Source organism: Archangium sp. (assembly GCF_045802675.1).
Lineage (GTDB): Bacteria > Myxococcota > Myxococcia > Myxococcales > Myxococcaceae > Archangium.
Window position 1 is genome coordinate 1 of the sequence record NZ_JBJMQO010000148.1, and the last position, 15,982, is coordinate 15,982.

Sequence of the window (15,982 nt, forward strand, 5' to 3'; positions counted from 1 at the left end):
CACCGAGACGCTGCTGGAGAGCGAGCTGTTCGGCCACGTGAAGGGCGCCTTCACCGGCGCGGTGGCGGACCACCCGGGACTCTTCGTGCTCGCCGATGGCGGCACCATCTTCCTGGACGAGATTGAGAACACCACGCCCAACCTCCAGTCCAAGCTGCTGCGCGTGCTGGAGAGCGGGGACGTGCGGCCGGTGGGAGGCACGCACATCCGCCGGGTGGACGTGCGCATCATCGCCGCGAGCAACCGGGACCTGGCCGAGGAGGTGCGTGCCGGGCGCTTCCGCAGTGACTTGTTCTACCGGCTCAACAGCTTCACCATCGACCTGCCGCCGCTGCGCGAGCGCCCCGAGGACGTGCTGGACCTGGCGCGCTATTTCCTCGCGCACTTCAACCGCACGTTGAGGCGCTCGGCGAGCGGGCTGACGGCGGAGGCCGAGCAGATATTGCTGTCGGCGAGGTGGCCGGGGAACGTGCGCGAGCTGCGCAACTGCATCGAGCGCGCGGTGCTGCTGTCGGGCGACGAGGAGCTGGTGACGCGGCGCCACCTGCCTCCGGCGCTGGTGGGGAGCGCGGATATCGCACGGCAGCCGGTGCGGGTGCCAGTCTCGGGCTCGGGCTCGGGCTCGCTGCGGGACAGGCTGGAGCAGATGGAGAAGGAGATCATCCGCGAGGCGCTCGAGCGCCACGGGGGCGTGGTGCGCCGGGCGGCCGCGGCCCTGGAGATGGATCCAGTGACGCTCGGGCGCCGGGTGCGGCGGCACGGGCTGCACGGCAAGGAGCCCTGAGGGCGGGGGCGCTCAGTGCGTCCCGAGCTCGTAGTCCCAGTCGTACAACTTTCCGATCAAATCCGCCGTGCACGCACCGGACACCCGCTCGAAGGCGAGTGAATCGAGCGCGGCGAGACGCTGACGCTGGAAGGCGGGGTCGGCCACCTCGTCACGGTGTTTCAGGTCCCGCGCGGACGTGAGGGCCCGAGGCATCTGCCGCAGGATGGCCTCGAGGCAGTCCTCCCGGGTCGCCCGAGCCATCCGCTCGGCCGCCGTCTCCAGACGCGCGCGAACAGAGGAGCCGCCCTCGGGACACCACGCATCCATGGCCCAGTTGCAGGAGGCCACCATCAGTTCCTCCAAGGTGTGCGCGGCACCGAGGGTCTTGAAGAGATAGCGTGCGGGCTGGAGGGGTTCCCAGAAGCGCAGCAGCGCCTGGAGGCGCAGCGCCGTGCGCTCCGCGCTCCTGGGTGCATCATTCGCGGTCACGAAGAACAACGCTCCCCAGGCCGTCTGGCGGAAGAACGCTTCATAGGCATCCCTCACGGGGAATGGGTTCTGCCATTCACCGGACGGGGTTTCGGACAAATGGCCCATGAGATTGGACGCCAGGTACAAGCGCCAGGCCGGGCGCTCCCGTTGGAAGTCGGTGATTTCGTGTGTCAGCACCACTTCCCCAGCGGGGACCTCCAGCATCTGGCGGGGGTTGGGAAAGGTGGCGTCCTTCCGGTACTGCTCGCCACACCGCAGGCCCTCCTTTCGCACCTTCTGTTGGACTGCGGGGAAGGTGCCAAGGAGGAAGGACGGCAGTTGCAGCGAAGAAGACTGTCCGGGCGCCATGGTGCGCGTCCTATCAAATCGGCTTCTCAGCGAGGAAGGGACATCCCCCCAGCGGCCGGCAGTTGCGCCGGGGACGCGGCGGGAAGTGGCCGGGTTGGAAAGGGGATGACCTGCCCACCTCCTTGCGCGGGGGGCTGCTGGGCGCTCGTGCCAGAGCCCAGCTGATTCAACAACACCGTCGAGAAGACTGCCGTCGTGACCTCGCCAACCCTGTCAATCACGATGCCAACCACCCCGCTGAAGGTGGCGAGTCGTTCGCGTCGGCTGACCATGCCTTCCACGGCCTGTCCCACCCACCCACCGTACTGACGCATCTCCTGCTCGGTGAGCACCACCCACTGCCCGGATTCATATGCCGCTGCCTCGGACTCGAAGCGCTGTTGGCTGCGAGTCCATCGGTACTGGGCCACGCCTGGCTCGGTGGTCCGCCACTCCAGGCGCCAGATGTATTGCCCCCCAGCAAAACGGATCAGGATCTCGCCGTGGAAATCCGTACCACCTACGAAGGGCCTGCCGACCAGAACGCCACGGTTCAAGGCCTCCAGGTAGGTCCGAACCTCCTGGCGGCCCTCCTGGAGCCCCCGGTCATGCCAGGGTTTGATCTCGAAAAGGCTCCTTCTGGTGGCATCCGTGATGTCCGGGCGTAGATCTCGCTCATCCGGCCGCAAACGGGACGCATCTCCGAGCCTCGCCCTTTCGAGGATGATTCTGAGGGTCACGGTGTTGTAGTAGGCCTCGCTCTCTGGGTAGTTCACGCCGTACATAAAGGTGATCAGCCGGTGCGCGGCGTTGCCGAGGAAGAACTTGTAGGACGCCTGCGAATCTGGATTCCGGCCGGGAACGGAGTAGCCCCGTACCACCGGACCCGTGGGCTCGCCGCCCGGTGCCGCGGGACCATCGCTCATGGCCAGCAGGAGTCGCGGCGGTGGAGTGGAAACAGCCGCCGGTCCGAATCGTGGCCCCGTGCTGCTCCAATCAGGGGGCACATTCCCTCCAGAGGCCGTGGCACAGCCAGCAAGCACTCCCAGGAGAAGCAACCCCACCCAATACCGCGCGACCCGAGACGTGGACGGACACCCGATACCCGTACTCACTTGCACCTCCCGCTCCGCTCACCCAGACAGGCGCGAGGCCGGGGAGCAGTAGAGGACGGGAGCCTCGGGAAGACGAGGCTCCCCGAGGTCAGGTCGTGCGAGACTTCCCGCCCGCAGGCAGGGGCGGCTACTCGAGGATGCAGCCCTCGCGATCGCTGACGAAGCGGGCCTTCTCGCCCCACAGCAGCGCCGCGGCCGTCTGCACCGAGTGCTCCTTGTAATCCACCTTCAGCGTGGCCACCGCGGGGCTCGCCGCCGTCCAGCGCCGGCAGTAGTCCTCGCTCATCTGCATCACGAAGACGCAGGAGCAGAAGTCCTTCGCCGTGTACGCGGTGACGAGCTGCAAGTCATTGTTGTCATACGGGCGCTGCACCGTGTCGCTCCGTCCGCACGACAGGACGGCGGCGCTCGCGAGCACAGCCAGGGCACGGCTCGGGCTCATGGCAGGTCCTCCACCACCGCGAGGGACAGCTTCAGCAACGTATCCAGCGAGAAGGAGCCATCCCGGTCATCCCCCATGCGCACCACCACCAGGTCCTTCGAGGGAATCACGGAAATGGACTGCCCCCAGTGTCCCTCCGCCGCGTAGGCATCGTCGGGCACGTGCGGCCAGGGCAGCTCGTCCTGCACGCCGGGGATGCGGCGATTGAGCCACCACTGCCAGCCCTGCACGTCCCCGGGGCCGCGCTCGTAGGACTTCAGCTGGATGGGCCCGGACACCTGCGTGGAGTCCGCCACCCAGCCCTCGGGCAACACGCGCTGGCCCGCCCAGCACCCGTCGTTGAGATAGAAGAAGCCGAACTTCGCCAGGTCGCGCGGCGTGGCGTGCAGATACGAGGAGCCCACCACCACGCCCTTGCCGTCCCGCTCCCACGTGGCGCTCTTCATCCCCAGCACGTCCAGCAACAGCGTGAAGGGCCAGTCCCGCCCCTCCGTGGGCTTCAGCGCTCCGTCCAGCACTCCGGCCAGCAGCGTCGCGTCCCCGGACGAGTACCTCCACGCCGTGCCCGGCTTGTCACTCAGCTCGTGCGCGGTGATGAAGGACACCATGTCCTTGCGGCCCTCGCCGTACAGCATCGCCAGCACCGAGGACGTCTGGTACGTGCCGCCGTTCTCGTAGTCCTCCCGCCAGTCCAGCCCCGAGGCGAACTCCAGCAGGTTGCGCACCGTGATGGCGCAGCTCTCCTTCCGGCTCGCCTTCACGTACGTGCAGATGGACTCGTCCAGCTTCACCGCGCCCTTCTTCACCGCGATGCCCGTGAGCGCGCTGGTGAAGCTCTTCGACATCGACCAGGACAGGTGCCGCTTGCTCGCGTCGAAGCCGCGCGCGTAGCGCTCGTACACCAGCCGGCCCTTGTGGATGAGCACCACCCCGTCCGTGCGGATGCCCTTGCGCTCCTCGTCCTTGCCCACGAGCGTGAAGGCATAGTCCTCCAGGGCCTGGATTTGAGCGGGCCTCGCCGCCGCCACCTCCGCCCGGCTGTCGGGCCAGTCCTCGGTGGTGGGCCAGGTGGGACGGGTGGGACACTCGGCGGCCTGGGCCAGCGGCGCGCCACAGAGCGCCACGGCCACCAGCGCCGGCAGGGTGAGCTTCGTGTGCATTCGACTCATGGCAGCCCGGTTCCTCAGAAGGTGTAGCGCAGCACGGGCACCACCAGCGCCCGCGACGCGGTGGCCTCGGCTTCAACCAGCGAGCGCGGACGCTCGGGGACTCGCGACAGGGTGGGCGGGGGCACCGGCGCCGTCGCGCGCATCGTCAGCGTCACCGCCGTGGGCAGCACCAGCGCCTCCACCAGCGTGAAGAGCGCCGCGTCGCCCAGCCTGTCCACCGTGGCGCCGAGCAGCACCGCCCCCGTCACCGCCAGCACGTGCACCCCGAGCGCCACCCACACCGCCGGTTGGAAGCGCGCGCTCCCCGGGTGCAACGCATTGCCCACCAGCCACTGCGCCCCCGCCACCGCCAGCGGCGGCAGCGCCAGCAGCAGCACCATCGCCGGAGCCGCCGCCAGCACCAGGTTGCTCGACAGCGAGCCCACCCACGCGCTCAGCGCCAGCGTCGCCGGCACCGCCACCACCGCCGCGCCCGCCCCCGTCGCCAGCTCCAGCGCCATCCACCGCATCGGGTTCTCCGTCAGCATCCCCGCGGCGGGCTGCTCGGGCAGCAGCCTCGCGGACCCGGGCGCCGCACGCGCCGCCGCCGGCACCACCATCAGGACGAGAGCCAGGGCCAGGGCCGCTCCAGTACCCGGGGCCCACCGCGCATCCGCACGCAAGAGAGACATGGCGCGCTGTCATATCATCGACACGCCCCGTGCGCGCCGCACGCCCGGTGGACTTGGCGCGACTCCTCGCTTCGTGCCAGCCTTCCCTCCCAGCCTCGAGCCCCCCCGCGCGTGCCTGAACCGAAGCACATCCTCCAACGCTGGCCACCGCTGGGACGGCTGGCCTTGTTCGCGCTCGTCTACTGCGGGTGCGCCTCGCTGGGCCTGCGGCTCATGCCCCCGGGCGAGCACATCTCCCCCATGTGGCCCTCCAGCGGCGTGCTGCTCGCCGGGCTGCTGCTGTCGCGCTCGCGCCACTGGCCCTTCCTGCTCGGGGTGGCCATCCTCCTGGAGCCCTTCGCCTACACGCCGGGACACTGGCCGCACCTCGCCTCCTTCGTCTACTCCACCGGCAACACGCTGGAAGGGCTCGCCGGGGCCTTCGTGCTGCGCCGCTACGCCGGCTTCCGCCACTCGCTGGAGCGGGTGCGCGACGTGCTGTCGCTGCTGGGCTTCTGCGTCCTGCTCAGCCCCCTGCTCAGCGCCGCCCCCAACGTCACCCTGCACGCCCTCCGGGGGCAGCTGCCCTGGGCGGACTTCGGCAGGGAGCTGCGCGTCTTCTGGGTGGGCGATGCCATGGGCATCCTGCTGGTGGCGCCCCTGGTGCTCTCCTGGAGCATCCGCGGGCTCGAGGGCTGGAGCCGCGCGCGCCGGCTGGAGCTCGTGGCCCTGCTGGGGACGCTGCTGGCCACCGTGCACCTCGTCTTCCACCTGGGGCCGGACGCCATCAGCGTCTTCCACCCGGCCAGCTCCGTGGCCTTCCCCTTCATCCTCTGGGCGGCGCTGCGCTTCGAGGCCCGGGGCACCGCGGCGGCCATGCTCGTGCTGTCGCTGGTGGCCCTCTCGCACACGCTGGCGGGCAGCGGCCCCTTCGTCCTGGGGCCCGAGGGCGCCAGCGCCCCCACCGCCAACCTCGTCTTCCTCCAGTCCTTCCTCGCCGCGGTGGCCGTCTCGGGGCTGCTGCTGGCCTCCGCCCTGGGCGAGCGCCGGCTCGCGCAGGAGAAGGCCACCCACCTCAACCGCGAGCTGCGCCAGTCCCTCGAGGAGCTCGCCGCCGCCCAGCACGAGCTGGTGCGCCGCGAGCGCCTGGCCGCGCTCGGCGAGCTGTCCGCCAGCATCGCCCACGAGGTGCGCAACCCCCTGGGCGTCATCGCCAACTCGGTGGCCGCCCTCTCGCGCCTGGCGCCTCCCGAGCTGCACGAGGGCCCCGCCTGGCAGCTGCTGTGCGTCATGGGCGAGGAGGTCGCCCGGTTGGACCACCTCGTCAACGGGCTGCTGGACTTCGCCCGCCCCATCGAGCCCCACCTCTTCACCCAGTCGCTCGGCGGGGTGGTGGAGGGGGCACTGGAGGCCTCGCTGCGCTCGGAGCCGGGCGCCGGGCGCGTCCAGGTGACGCGGGTGCTGGACGCGCAGCTGCCCGAGGCCCCGGTGGACGCGCAGCTGCTGCACCTGGCGCTCAGCAACCTCTTCATCAACGCGCTGCAGGCCATGCCCCGCGGCGGCACGCTCCGGGTGGAGCTGGGCCGCGGCGAGCCGCTCGAGGGCACGCCCCAGGCCCACCTCACCATCACCGACTCGGGCCCCGGCATCCCCCCGGACGTCATGGAGCGGATGTTCGAGCCCTTCTACACCACCAAGGCCGCGGGCACCGGCCTGGGGCTCGCCATCGTGCGCCGCATCATCGAGGCGCACCACGGCCAGGTGCAGGTGCGCACCACCCCGGGCCAGGGCACGGCCTTCATCGTCCTGCTGCCCCTGGCCGGAGCGTCCCGCGTCCCCTCGGCGGCCTGAGCGGCCTCAGAACGGGATGGAGTCGTCGTCGTTGCCACCGCCGCCGCCACCGCCGCCGAAGTCGTCGTCGCCGTGCGGAGGCGGCTCGTCGCCCCCACCGCCGCCGCCGCCACCGCCCTGCTGCCGGGCAATCTCCGCCTCGATGGAGGCCAGCAGCTGCTTCTCGCGGTCGTGCCAGCGCGACTTGCTCGGGTCCGCCAGCGAGCGGCGCGCGCCGTTGGCGTAGTACTCGAGGTCCTGCATGGTGGCGCCCTGGATGGGGCCCCCCTTGCTGCGCCCGTAGTTGGGGAAGACCGAAATCTCGCCACCGCCACCGCCACCACCGCCGCCGCCGCCGTACGAGGAGGAGGACGCGCGCCTCGGAGCCGGCGCCGCCGCGTCGGGCGCCGAGCCGATGCTCAGCTCGCCCAGCTTCAGCGAGAAACCGTCCCCGTTGCGGAACGCCGTTCCCACCCGCACCTGCTCCACGCGCCCGTCGGGGCGCCGCACTGCCACCGTCACCGGAAAACCCTGATCGCTCATGCCCGCCGGAAATCACTCCACGGCGGGCCTGTCAACGACTCCTCGGGGTAGAGGTGCAGCGGCCAACCCGGCCGAGAGGCAGGCAGGCGTCGGCTTCAGCGCAGTTCAATCCGCTCCTTGCCGCCCTTCTTGCGCACCCAGGCCTTGGGCTTGGGCGGCACCTGCGGCTCGGGCCGGCGCGGCGTGGCCTCCTCGAGCGCCTTGGAGGCGGCACGTCCGCGCGGCAACACCACTTCCTGCACGGACTGGGGCCTGGCGCCATCCACCCACTCCTGCGGGCGGCGGCCCGTCTTCACCAGCAACCGCAGCTTCTGGTAGTGCGCGGAGCAATAGCCCTTGGAGCGCGACGGCCGCTTGCAGCCGATGACGGCACAGCGCGCCTCCTCGTCCGAGCGCGCCAGGGGAGGACGTCCCGGACGGCCCCGGGGCGCCGGCACCACGTCCGCGCTCGCCACGGGCCTGCCCCGGGGGGCCGCCGGAGGCACCGCCCCACCCCGGCCCCGCGCCCCGCCCGGCACGCTCAGCCCCGGCAGGGCCAGCTGCAGCGACTGCATCCGCGTGGCCAGTGGCGCCAACCCGTGGACGATGCCGGTCAGCTCCTCGATGACGTCCAACCGCTCATCCATTCGAGCGATGGCCTTGTGCATGGGCCCCAACCGGCCCCGAAGCTCCGCCTGCACCATCTCCCGCAACGGTTTCTCGATCGACATGCGCGCACCATATGCCACTCAGTGGCCTCTACCGCCAGTCCCACCGGCCCTCGCTCTGTCGACCCGGCCACGCCCCGTGTCCCCCCTGTCCACCGTCCACCGCCACGCATCCCCCGCCGAATGCTGCGGCGCTCTTCCCCCGCTTGGGGCATGGTGCGCCGTCCGCGGCCACGAGGAGTCCCAGACATGACCCACGATAAGACCGATTGGCTTTGCATCAATACCATCCGCACCCTCGCCATGGACGCGGTGGAACAGGCCCACTCGGGCCACCCCGGCGCGCCCATGGCCCTGGCGCCGGTGGCCTACCAGCTCTGGCAGCAGGAGCTGCGCTACGACCCGACGAACCCCGTCTGGCCCAACCGCGACCGCTTCGTGCTCTCCAACGGGCACGCCTCCATGCTGCTCTACTCGCTGCTGCACCTCACGGGCGTGCGCCGCGTCACCTCGACCTACTCCGTCGAGGACGGGGTGGCGGTGTCGCTGGAGGACATCAAGAAGTTCCGCCAGCTGGACAGCTCCACCCCCGGCCACCCCGAGTACCGCTGGACGAGCGGCGTGGAGACGACCACCGGCCCGCTGGGCCAGGGCGTGTCCAACTCGGTGGGCATGGCCATCGCGAGCCGCTGGATGGCCGGGTACTTCAACCGCCCCGGCTTCGAGCTGTTCGACTACGACGTGTGGGCCATCTGCGGTGACGGCGACCTGATGGAGGGCGTGTCCAGCGAGGCCGCCTCGCTCGCCGGGCACCTCAAGCTGCCCAACCTGTGCTGGGTGTACGACAGCAATCACATCAGCATCGACGGCAGCACGGAGCTGGCCTTCACCGAGGACGTGGGCAAGCGCTTCGAGGCCTACGGCTGGCGCGTGCTGCACGTGGCGGACGCGAATGATTTGGACGCGCTCTCGCAGGCCTTCCGCACCTTCAAGCAGGACCGGGGCCTGCCCACGCTCATCATCGTGCGCAGCCAGATTGGCTACGGCGCGCCCAAGAAGCAGGGCACCGCGGCCGCCCACGGCGAGGCGCTGGGCGAGGAGGAGCTCAAGGGCGCCAAGCGCAAGTACGGCTGGCCCGAGGACGCGAAGTTCCTCGTGCCGGACGGGGTGCGCGAGCGCTTCGCCCAGGGCGTGGTGAAGCGCGGCCAGACGCTGCGCGCCGAGTGGGAGGCGCGCTTCGCCGAGTACCAGAAGAAGCACCCGGAGCTGGCGGAGCACCTGCAGCGGATGCAGCGGCGCGAGCTGCCCGAGGGCTGGGACAAGGAGCTGCCCACGTTCCCCGCGGACGCCAAGGGCCTGGCCACGCGCGACTCGAGCGGCAAGGTGCTCAACGCGCTGGCGAAGAACTACCCCTGGCTGGTGGGAGGCTCGGCGGACCTGAACCCGTCGACGAAGACGTACCTGAGCTTCTCGGGGGCGATGAAGCCGGGAGAGCTGACGGGGCGCAACATCCACTTCGGCGTGCGCGAGCACGCGATGGGCTCCATCATCAACGGCCTGGCGCTGTGCAAGGTGCGGCCCTACAGCGCCACCTTCCTCATCTTCAGCGACTACGAGCGCCCGGCCATCCGGCTCTCCGCCATCATGGAGGTGCCGAGCATCCACATCTTCACGCACGACTCCATCGGCGTGGGCGAGGACGGCCCCACGCACCAGCCGGTGGAGCACCTGCCGAGCCTGCGCGCGATTCCGGGCCTCATCGTGCTGCGCCCGGCGGACGCCAACGAGGTGACCGAGGCGTGGCGGGTGATTGCCCCGCTGAAGCACGATCCGGTGGTGCTGGTGCTGACGCGCCAGGCGGTGCCGACGCTGGACCGGACGAAGTACGCACCGGCCTCGGGACTGGCGAAGGGCGCCTACGTGCTGGTGGACAGCGAGGGCACGCCGGACGTCATCCTGATGGGCTCGGGCAGCGAGGTGTCGCTGTGCCTGGAGGCGTACGAGAAGCTCAAGGGCGAGGGCGTGAAGGCGCGCGTGGTGAGCATGCCCTCGTGGGAGCTGTTCGAGCGGCAGGACGAGGCGTACCGGGAGCAGGTGCTGCCCTCGTCGGTGCGGGCGCGCGTGGCGGTGGAGAAGGCGTCGACGTTCGGCTGGGAGCGGTGGGTGGGGCTGCGCGGCGCGGTGGTGGGCATGCGCAGCTTCGGCGCCTCCGCGCCGCTCAAGGCCCTGCAGCAGAAGTTCGGCTTCACGGTGGACAACGTGGTGAAGGTCGCCCGTGAAGTGATGCAGCAGGCGAAGAAGTAGTCAGCGAGCTGAAGGTCTTCCCCGTTCGCCCGAGTGGCGGAGGGGGAAGACCCGGCTCGGCTCCGTCGCGCAACACACACTGCGCGCGGCCCCCGCCCGCGGCCCTGGCGAGTTCCTCTCATACTCCCGCCATTGCCCGAGCCGAGGGGCCCCATGACACTCCCGCCACTTCCCCGAGCCGCGCCGTGTCTCCAGGCGCTCGTGCGCGTCACGTCCCTCGTGCTCGTGAGCGTGGGGCTCTCGGCGTGCTCCACGCCCAACGGCCACACGCACCTGCTCCGCACCCGGCCCGGCTTCGTCACCGTCCAGCTCACCGAGGCGCTCATCTGCCCGTGGGGCTCGGATGGCAAGGAATGGGACCGCGACAGGACCGTGTCCCGGCAGGACATGGACGAGCTCTACGAGGCCCTCGCCAGTGAGAATCCCTTCGCGGCCTCGGCTGCCTTCATCACGGGGCTCACGCACAAAGGCTTCAGTCCACCCGACCCGTATGGACAGGCCGAGCTCTGGAGCAATGGCAGCTGGCATCCCCTCCCGCTCGCCACGAAGGCCACGAACCTCGAGGACACCTTCCGCCCCCTGTGGCGCGGGGCTCCGGGCTGGCAGCACGTCCGCTTCGAGCCGGACCTGCGCATCCGCGTCACGCTCTATGACGAGGATCTCCTCAACGACGATCCCATCGGTGTCGTCGAGCTCGATGCCAATGACCTCCTCGAGGCCCTCGACTTCGGACAACAGTTTCCCGTCCGCGTCTACGACCGGGGACAGCAGCAGGTGCTCTTCATCGGTCTGTCCGTGACCGCGGAGTAGCGCGCCGCGCTTCCCACTCGGAGCGCAACAGGCCCCACACCTGCTGGTCCTTGCGCTTTCCGTCGATGAGGTAGTGCTCACGCATCACGCCCTCCAGCGTGAAGCCGAGCTTCCTCGCCAGGCCCTGCGATGCGAGGTTGTCCGCCGCCGTGGTGAGCCACACCCGGTGCAGGAAGGGCCATTCGAAGAGCCGCTCGAGCACCATCCCCACCACCCGCGTTCCAATTCCCCGCCCGTGGTACGCGCTCGAGAGCATGTAGCCAATCTCTATGCGCCCCTGGAAGCGCGACAGCTCCCTCGCCGACACCGTGCCGATGATGCGCCCCTCCAGCTCCACCATCCACCGGAAGCTCGTCGCCTTCGGGTCCGTCAGGTCGCTCGTCGCCTCCTGGAGGCGCTCGAGCAGGGACTCGCGCGTCGCCGGCTCCAACGGCATCCGCCTGCGCGATACGGGCTCCTCGCGCATCGCCATCCACACGTCCACGTGCTCGGGCAGGGCCGGCACCAGTCGGGGCTGCGGAGTCGTCATGGCCCGGCACTGTACCGCCAGCCCCGTTGACGGCGCTCGCCCGCTGGGGCACGAGTCCTCCATGTACCTCCCCCGCCACTACCACGAGCAGGACTCCGAGCAGCTCTTCGCGCTCATGGCGCACCATGGCTTCGCCACGCTCGTCACGGCCGGGGACGGCATCCCCTTCGCCACCCACGTGCCCCTGCTCGCCGAGCGCCACCCCGTCCACGGAGACCGGCTCGTGGGCCACATGGCTCGCGCCAATCCGCAGTGGCGCTCGTTCCTCGAGACGCGCGAGGCGCTCGCCATCTTCCATGGGCCCCACGCCTACGTGTCGCCCCGCTATTACGCCACCGCGCCCCATGTGCCCACGTGGAACTACGCCACCGTCCACGCCTACGGCACGCCCCGCGTCATCGAGGAGCCCTCCGAGGTGCTGCGCCTCCTGCGCGAGTCCTCGGCGAAGTACGAGTCCGGCGCCGCCTCGCCCTGGAGCCCCGAGCAGGCCCCCGACTACGTGGCCCGGCTCCTCGCGGGCATCGTCGCCTTCGAGCTGCGCCTCACCCGGATCGAGGGCAAGTTCAAGCTGAGCCAGAACCGCTCCGAGGAGGACCGGCGCGGCGTCATCCAGGCCCTGCAAGACAGCCCCTCCCCGGAGGACAGGGCCCTCGCGGCGCTCATGCGCGAGCGGGAGCCCCGGCGCCCGTAGAACCGTGAGATTCCTCACGCCCGTGCCTTCCCGTCCAGCGGCCTGCCTGGCGAGCTCTCGCTGCACGGACCGGGGGCACGCCTCAGCTTCCCGGCCGCAGCGATACGGACACAGGGAGGGAGGGCACATGACGAAGACGAGGCTTCTGCTGACGGGTCTGCTCGCGGGAGCGGTGGCGTTCGGCACCGCGTGCAAGACGGACAAGGGCAACACCAACACGGGCACCGGCACGGATACGACGACCATGGGCACGGACGCCGGCACCGGCGGCACCGGCTATGGCAACCCGGACTCTTCCCCGAGCACCAACCCGCCGCCCTCGGAGGGCACGCGCGAGATGGAGCCCGGCGTGCACGAGGGCGACACCCATGAGCAGCCCGGCACCGGCGGCACCGGCATGGACCAGGAGCCCATGGACCCCAGCGACAGTGCCGGGGACAACAGCCTCGGGGGCGAGACCGGCAATGAGCCGCTCAACCCGGGCGCTCCCGCCCATCAGCCGACGCCGAACGAGGGCACGATGAACGGTGGCGATCGCTCGGACGAGCCCCGGCACTGAGCCCTTTTCAGGGAAGTGACCGAAGGTGCTCTCCCCTCGTCCTCAGGGCGAGGGGAGAGGGCCACGGTGCAGCGCATGGGCCCAGGGGCATGCCTTCGCCGGCCTGACTGAAGGGCCGGTCGTTTCTCACGGAGCGGCGGGCGCCACGGTGGCCTCGGCGGGCACCGGATGCGCGGCGGGCTGAGCCCTCTGCGCCGCCTCGCGCGCCTCCTGCTCCGCCGCCTGACGCTTTTCCACTTCGGCCTTCAGGTTCTTGAGGCCCTGCTCGAAGTTGTCGCCGAGCATGTTGTTGATGAACCCCACGAGGTAGCCGCCGATGACCGGGGGCAGCGTGCCCTCGTCCATCCACGTCACCTTCGTCCCCCCGCCCTCCTGCGTCCACGTGAGCGAGCCGTGCGCATTGACCTGCGCGTCCGTTTCAATCATCTCGTCCACCCACACGCCCGAGGCCACGTCGCTCCGGGTGATGGTCATCTTCCCGTGCCCCATCTTCGGGCCGTTCCACGACCACCACGCGCCCACGCCCGCGGTCGTGGCGCTGTAGTCGTGCTTCACCTCGGGGTCCATCGCCTTCGTCCACACGGCCCACGACTGCCAGGCCTTGAGCTCGTTCACGAGCGGGTAGACGTGCTCGGGCGCGGCGCTGATGCCCACCGAGCGCTCCACGTGCCACTGCCTCGGAAGGAACATGCCCACCGCGGCCAATACCACCCCCAGCGCCACGAGCCCCAGGCCCACGCGCTTCAGAACACGCTTCATGAATGACCCCTCTGTCTTCGGGTGTAATCGGGTTACGGCTTCGGGGCGGCACTATAGGCCGAGACGTGCTGGCGCCAGATTTCCCGCGCCTCGTCCACCCCCACCGCGCGGAACCTCACGGCCGCGCCCGGCCGGCGGGCGGACAGGCTCCCCCAATCCGCGTGGATGACCACCGCGAGCAACGGGTAGCCCCCGAGCGTGGGATGGTCCGGCCCGAGCACGATGGCCTCGCCCGAGGACGGCACCTGGATGGCCCCGCGCACCATCGGCCCGGACACGCCCGAGCCCTCGTCGGCCTGGGGCAGCTTCGGCCCTCGCAGGCGCAGGCCCACGCGGTCGCTCGTGGGGGACACCGTGAAGGTGCTCTCCAGCAACAGCTCCACCGCGTCCGCGCCGAAGCGGCCCAGGTCCGGGCCCAGCACCACGCGCACCTCGGACTCCAGCGACAGCGCCTCGCCCGGCTCCACGCGCGCCCCGGCCACGGCCCCGAGCGGCAACAGGTCTCCGCGCTTGAGCGGCCGTCCCTCGAATCCCCCGAGCCGCGCCACCGGCAGCGTGCCCCGTCCTCCGAGCACCTCGGGCACGTCGAGCCCGCCCGCCACGGCCACGTAGCGCACCACGCCGTGCTCCGGCGCGGGCACGGAGAAGGACGCTCCGTCCTCCACCCGGAAGGCCCGCCCGTCCACCGACACCCACGCGCTCCGCCCGCGCAGCCCCAATTCCAGACGTCCGTAGCACTCGAGCGCCGCCGCGCTCCACGCGTTGCCCACCGCGCGGTTGGCCGCCGCGAGCCACTCGGGCACCAGCGCGCCGCCGGGCGGCACCCCGTGGTGCATGCGTCCCGGGCGTCCCCCGTCCTGCACCAGCGCCGGCCCCGAGACTCCGAGCACCTCCAGCTTCGCGTCCATTCAGTCCACCCGCTCGAAACGCACCCGGTCCCCGAGCCCCAGCAGCGCGCCGGACTCGGGACGGAAGGCGGTGAAGTCCACGGCGGTGGCGATGAGGTTCCACCCGCCCGGCGAGGCCAACGGGTAGATGGCGGTGCGGCGCCCGGCCAGCCCCACCGAGAGCGCCGCCACGCGCGGCCTCGGCGTGGGCAGCCGGGGCACGGCGATGCGCGCATCCACCTCGCCCAGGTAGGCGAAGCCGGGGAGGAAGCCCACCGTGCGCACCGTGTACTCGCGCGAGGCGTGCAGCAGCACCACGTCATCCACCGACAGCCCCACCCGCTCGGCCACCGCCTCCAGGTCCGGCCCGTCGTAGCGCACGCGCACCGTGACGAGCGGCCGCTCCTCCACCGGCACCGGGGCCACCACGAGCCGGCCCAGCAAGCGCCTCGGGTCCTCGGGAGGCGCCGCCGGGTCGAAGTACACGCAGGCGTGCGCCTCGCCCACCACCACGTCCACCACGCCGGGCCAGTCCTTCAGCGACTCGAACACCCCGCGCCGCTCCAGGCGCTCGGGCAGCACGAGCCTCAGCGCTCCATCTCCCAGGGGCTCGGTGCGCAGCGACAGCACGTCCAGCACCGAGCGCACCTCGCGCGCCATGTCCACCGCGCCCGGCGAGTCCCCGTGCACGCACAGCGTGTCCACCGTGCCGCCCAGGGCCAGCCGCAGCGCGTTCTCCCGCGCCACGTTCGAGTCCGTCAGCACCGCGCCCGGCTGCCCCCGCGGAATGAGCGAGCCGTCTGGCCGCATGCCCCGGTCCGCGAAGCCCTCGCGCGAATAGGCCAGCCCCGCCGCGCGCGCCGCGTCATGCAGCGCGCCCGTGCCCGGCCCGAGGAAGGTGACACCCGGGCCCAGGGACTCGACGACGCCGTCCACCACGGCGCGGGCGAGCGCGGAGTCCCGGTTGGCCGCGTGGTACAGCGCGCCATGCGGCTTGGCGTAGCGCACGGGCACACCCACCTCGGTGGCCAGCGCCATCAGCCGGGCGCACTGGGCGGCCACCTGCGCGCGCAGCACCTCGGGGGCCACCTGCAGCTCCTTGCGCCCGAAGTTCTCCCGGTCCTCGAAGGAGGGGTGCGCTCCGGCCCGCGTCCCATGGCGCGCGCACGACTCGAGCGCCCGGCGCATGGAGGGCGCGTCTCCCGCGTGCCCACCGCAGGCGATGTTCGCCACCTGCGCGTACGCGTAGAGCCGCTCGTCCTCGTCGGGCAGCTCGCCCAGGTCGATGTTGAGGACACACTCCGCCATGGCTACCCCCGCGCCCAATATAACGGCTGCGCCTTCCTCGGAAAGCGAGAAGGTCTGGCCCGCCGCATCCTCCACGAGCAGGCGGCCCAGCGGACCCCGGCACGCCCACGGTGTTCTCCGAGCGTGAAGCGCTTCACCCGGGGTAGGGGGCGCC

Annotated in this window: 17 protein-coding genes; 6 read left to right on the forward strand and 11 right to left on the reverse strand. The window is 71.1% G+C overall.

Annotated elements, in window-relative coordinates:
• Window positions 1-784: sigma 54-interacting transcriptional regulator (locus ACJ8AN_RS40345; RefSeq protein WP_407760954.1), on the forward strand; the 784-nt coding region annotated here is incomplete at its 5' end.
• A 12-nt stretch (window positions 785-796) separates the two neighbouring features.
• On the opposite strand, the gene ACJ8AN_RS40350 is transcribed toward ACJ8AN_RS40345, so the two are convergent.
• The 5 genes from ACJ8AN_RS40350 to ACJ8AN_RS40370 form a co-directional block, all read right to left on the reverse strand.
• The gene (locus ACJ8AN_RS40350) at window positions 797-1,606 is read right to left on the reverse strand and encodes a hypothetical protein (protein ID WP_407760955.1); all 810 of its coding nucleotides are present in this window, start codon (window positions 1,604-1,606) and stop codon (window positions 797-799) included.
• 26 nt (window positions 1,607-1,632) lie between these two features.
• The gene (locus ACJ8AN_RS40355) at window positions 1,633-2,511 is read right to left on the reverse strand and encodes a hypothetical protein (protein WP_407760956.1); all 879 of its coding nucleotides are present in this window, start codon (window positions 2,509-2,511) and stop codon (window positions 1,633-1,635) included.
• 316 nt (window positions 2,512-2,827) lie between these two features.
• The gene (locus tag ACJ8AN_RS40360; protein WP_407760957.1) at window positions 2,828-3,142 is read right to left on the reverse strand and encodes a hypothetical protein; all 315 of its coding nucleotides are present in this window, start codon (window positions 3,140-3,142) and stop codon (window positions 2,828-2,830) included.
• The gene (locus tag ACJ8AN_RS40365; protein ID WP_407760958.1) at window positions 3,139-4,311 is read right to left on the reverse strand and encodes a serine hydrolase domain-containing protein; all 1,173 of its coding nucleotides are present in this window, start codon (window positions 4,309-4,311) and stop codon (window positions 3,139-3,141) included. The genes ACJ8AN_RS40360 and ACJ8AN_RS40365 overlap by 4 nt, the downstream gene beginning before the upstream one ends.
• Window positions 4,312-4,325: 14 nt before the next feature.
• Window positions 4,326-4,982: a hypothetical protein gene (locus tag ACJ8AN_RS40370; protein ID WP_407760959.1), complete on the reverse strand. Its 657-nt coding sequence runs from the start codon at window positions 4,980-4,982 to the stop codon at window positions 4,326-4,328.
• 111 nt (window positions 4,983-5,093) lie between these two features.
• On the opposite strand from ACJ8AN_RS40370, the gene ACJ8AN_RS40375 reads away from it, so the two are divergent.
• Window positions 5,094-6,812: an MASE1 domain-containing protein gene (locus ACJ8AN_RS40375; protein ID WP_407760960.1), complete on the forward strand. Its 1,719-nt coding sequence runs from the start codon at window positions 5,094-5,096 to the stop codon at window positions 6,810-6,812.
• A 6-nt stretch (window positions 6,813-6,818) separates the two neighbouring features.
• Here the strand turns inward: ACJ8AN_RS40375 and ACJ8AN_RS40380 are convergent, their stop codons facing one another.
• Both ACJ8AN_RS40380 and ACJ8AN_RS40385 read right to left on the reverse strand, forming a co-directional pair.
• The gene (locus ACJ8AN_RS40380) at window positions 6,819-7,334 is read right to left on the reverse strand and encodes a hypothetical protein (protein ID WP_407760961.1); all 516 of its coding nucleotides are present in this window, start codon (window positions 7,332-7,334) and stop codon (window positions 6,819-6,821) included.
• Window positions 7,335-7,429: 95 nt separating this feature from the next.
• Window positions 7,430-8,044, reverse strand: coding sequence for a hypothetical protein (locus ACJ8AN_RS40385; RefSeq protein ID WP_407760962.1), 615 nt, complete (start codon window positions 8,042-8,044; stop codon window positions 7,430-7,432).
• 186 nt (window positions 8,045-8,230) lie between these two features.
• Between ACJ8AN_RS40385 and tkt the strand changes: the two genes are divergently transcribed.
• Both tkt and ACJ8AN_RS40395 read left to right on the forward strand, forming a co-directional pair.
• A complete protein-coding gene (gene tkt / locus ACJ8AN_RS40390) occupies window positions 8,231-10,285 on the forward strand; it encodes a transketolase (protein WP_407760963.1) in 2,055 nt (684 codons plus the stop codon).
• A gap of 153 nt (window positions 10,286-10,438) precedes the next feature.
• Complete coding sequence (locus tag ACJ8AN_RS40395; RefSeq protein WP_407760964.1) at window positions 10,439-11,095, forward strand: hypothetical protein; 657 nt, start codon at window positions 10,439-10,441, stop codon at window positions 11,093-11,095.
• Here ACJ8AN_RS40395 and ACJ8AN_RS40400 read toward each other — a convergent pair.
• On the reverse strand, window positions 11,067-11,624 hold the full coding sequence (locus ACJ8AN_RS40400) for a GNAT family N-acetyltransferase (RefSeq protein WP_407760965.1): 558 nt from the start codon (window positions 11,622-11,624) through the stop codon (window positions 11,067-11,069). The genes ACJ8AN_RS40395 and ACJ8AN_RS40400 overlap by 29 nt on opposite strands.
• Before the next feature lie 61 nt (window positions 11,625-11,685).
• Between ACJ8AN_RS40400 and ACJ8AN_RS40405 the strand changes: the two genes are divergently transcribed.
• Together ACJ8AN_RS40405 and ACJ8AN_RS40410 are read left to right on the forward strand one after the other, a co-directional pair.
• Window positions 11,686-12,315: an FMN-binding negative transcriptional regulator gene (locus ACJ8AN_RS40405; protein ID WP_407760966.1), complete on the forward strand. Its 630-nt coding sequence runs from the start codon at window positions 11,686-11,688 to the stop codon at window positions 12,313-12,315.
• A 127-nt stretch (window positions 12,316-12,442) separates the two neighbouring features.
• Complete coding sequence (locus ACJ8AN_RS40410; protein WP_407760967.1) at window positions 12,443-12,874, forward strand: hypothetical protein; 432 nt, start codon at window positions 12,443-12,445, stop codon at window positions 12,872-12,874.
• A gap of 126 nt (window positions 12,875-13,000) precedes the next feature.
• On the opposite strand, the gene ACJ8AN_RS40415 is transcribed toward ACJ8AN_RS40410, so the two are convergent.
• The 3 genes from ACJ8AN_RS40415 to ACJ8AN_RS40425 are packed head-to-tail and all read right to left on the reverse strand — an operon-like array spanning window position 13,001 to window position 15,828.
• Window positions 13,001-13,633, reverse strand: a complete 633-nt coding sequence (locus ACJ8AN_RS40415) for an SRPBCC family protein (RefSeq protein WP_407760968.1) — start codon at window positions 13,631-13,633, stop codon at window positions 13,001-13,003.
• Between the two features lie 32 nt (window positions 13,634-13,665).
• Entirely contained in the window at window positions 13,666-14,541 is an 876-nt protein-coding gene (locus ACJ8AN_RS40420; RefSeq protein ID WP_407760969.1) for a biotin-dependent carboxyltransferase family protein, read from the reverse strand.
• Window positions 14,542-15,828 carry a LamB/YcsF family protein gene (locus ACJ8AN_RS40425; RefSeq protein WP_407760970.1) on the reverse strand — a complete coding sequence of 429 codons (1,287 nt, stop codon included), beginning with the start codon at window positions 15,826-15,828 and terminating at the stop codon, window positions 14,542-14,544. It abuts the gene before it with no gap.
• Window positions 15,829-15,982 lie beyond the last annotated feature (154 nt).

Excerpts from the sequence above, each read along its gene's own strand:
- ACJ8AN_RS40350 (WP_407760955.1), bottom strand. The coding sequence starts at position 1,606 with ATGGCGCCCGGACAGTCTTCTTCGCTGCAACTGCCGTCCTTCCTCCTT.
- ACJ8AN_RS40355 (WP_407760956.1), bottom strand. The coding sequence starts at position 2,511 with ATGAGCGATGGTCCCGCGGCACCGGGCGGCGAGCCCACGGGTCCGGTG.
- ACJ8AN_RS40360 (WP_407760957.1), bottom strand. The coding sequence starts at position 3,142 with ATGAGCCCGAGCCGTGCCCTGGCTGTGCTCGCGAGCGCCGCCGTCCTG.
- ACJ8AN_RS40365 (WP_407760958.1), bottom strand. The coding sequence starts at position 4,311 with ATGAGTCGAATGCACACGAAGCTCACCCTGCCGGCGCTGGTGGCCGTG.
- ACJ8AN_RS40370 (WP_407760959.1), bottom strand. The coding sequence starts at position 4,982 with ATGTCTCTCTTGCGTGCGGATGCGCGGTGGGCCCCGGGTACTGGAGCG.
- ACJ8AN_RS40380 (WP_407760961.1), bottom strand. The coding sequence starts at position 7,334 with ATGAGCGATCAGGGTTTTCCGGTGACGGTGGCAGTGCGGCGCCCCGAC.
- ACJ8AN_RS40385 (WP_407760962.1), bottom strand. The coding sequence starts at position 8,044 with ATGTCGATCGAGAAACCGTTGCGGGAGATGGTGCAGGCGGAGCTTCGG.
- tkt (WP_407760963.1), top strand. The coding sequence starts at position 8,231 with ATGACCCACGATAAGACCGATTGGCTTTGCATCAATACCATCCGCACC.
- ACJ8AN_RS40395 (WP_407760964.1), top strand. The coding sequence starts at position 10,439 with ATGACACTCCCGCCACTTCCCCGAGCCGCGCCGTGTCTCCAGGCGCTC.
- ACJ8AN_RS40400 (WP_407760965.1), bottom strand. The coding sequence starts at position 11,624 with ATGACGACTCCGCAGCCCCGACTGGTGCCGGCCCTGCCCGAGCACGTG.
- ACJ8AN_RS40405 (WP_407760966.1), top strand. The coding sequence starts at position 11,686 with ATGTACCTCCCCCGCCACTACCACGAGCAGGACTCCGAGCAGCTCTTC.
- ACJ8AN_RS40410 (WP_407760967.1), top strand. The coding sequence starts at position 12,443 with ATGACGAAGACGAGGCTTCTGCTGACGGGTCTGCTCGCGGGAGCGGTG.
- ACJ8AN_RS40415 (WP_407760968.1), bottom strand. The coding sequence starts at position 13,633 with ATGAAGCGTGTTCTGAAGCGCGTGGGCCTGGGGCTCGTGGCGCTGGGG.
- ACJ8AN_RS40420 (WP_407760969.1), bottom strand. The coding sequence starts at position 14,541 with ATGGACGCGAAGCTGGAGGTGCTCGGAGTCTCGGGGCCGGCGCTGGTG.
- ACJ8AN_RS40425 (WP_407760970.1), bottom strand. The coding sequence starts at position 15,828 with ATGGCGGAGTGTGTCCTCAACATCGACCTGGGCGAGCTGCCCGACGAG.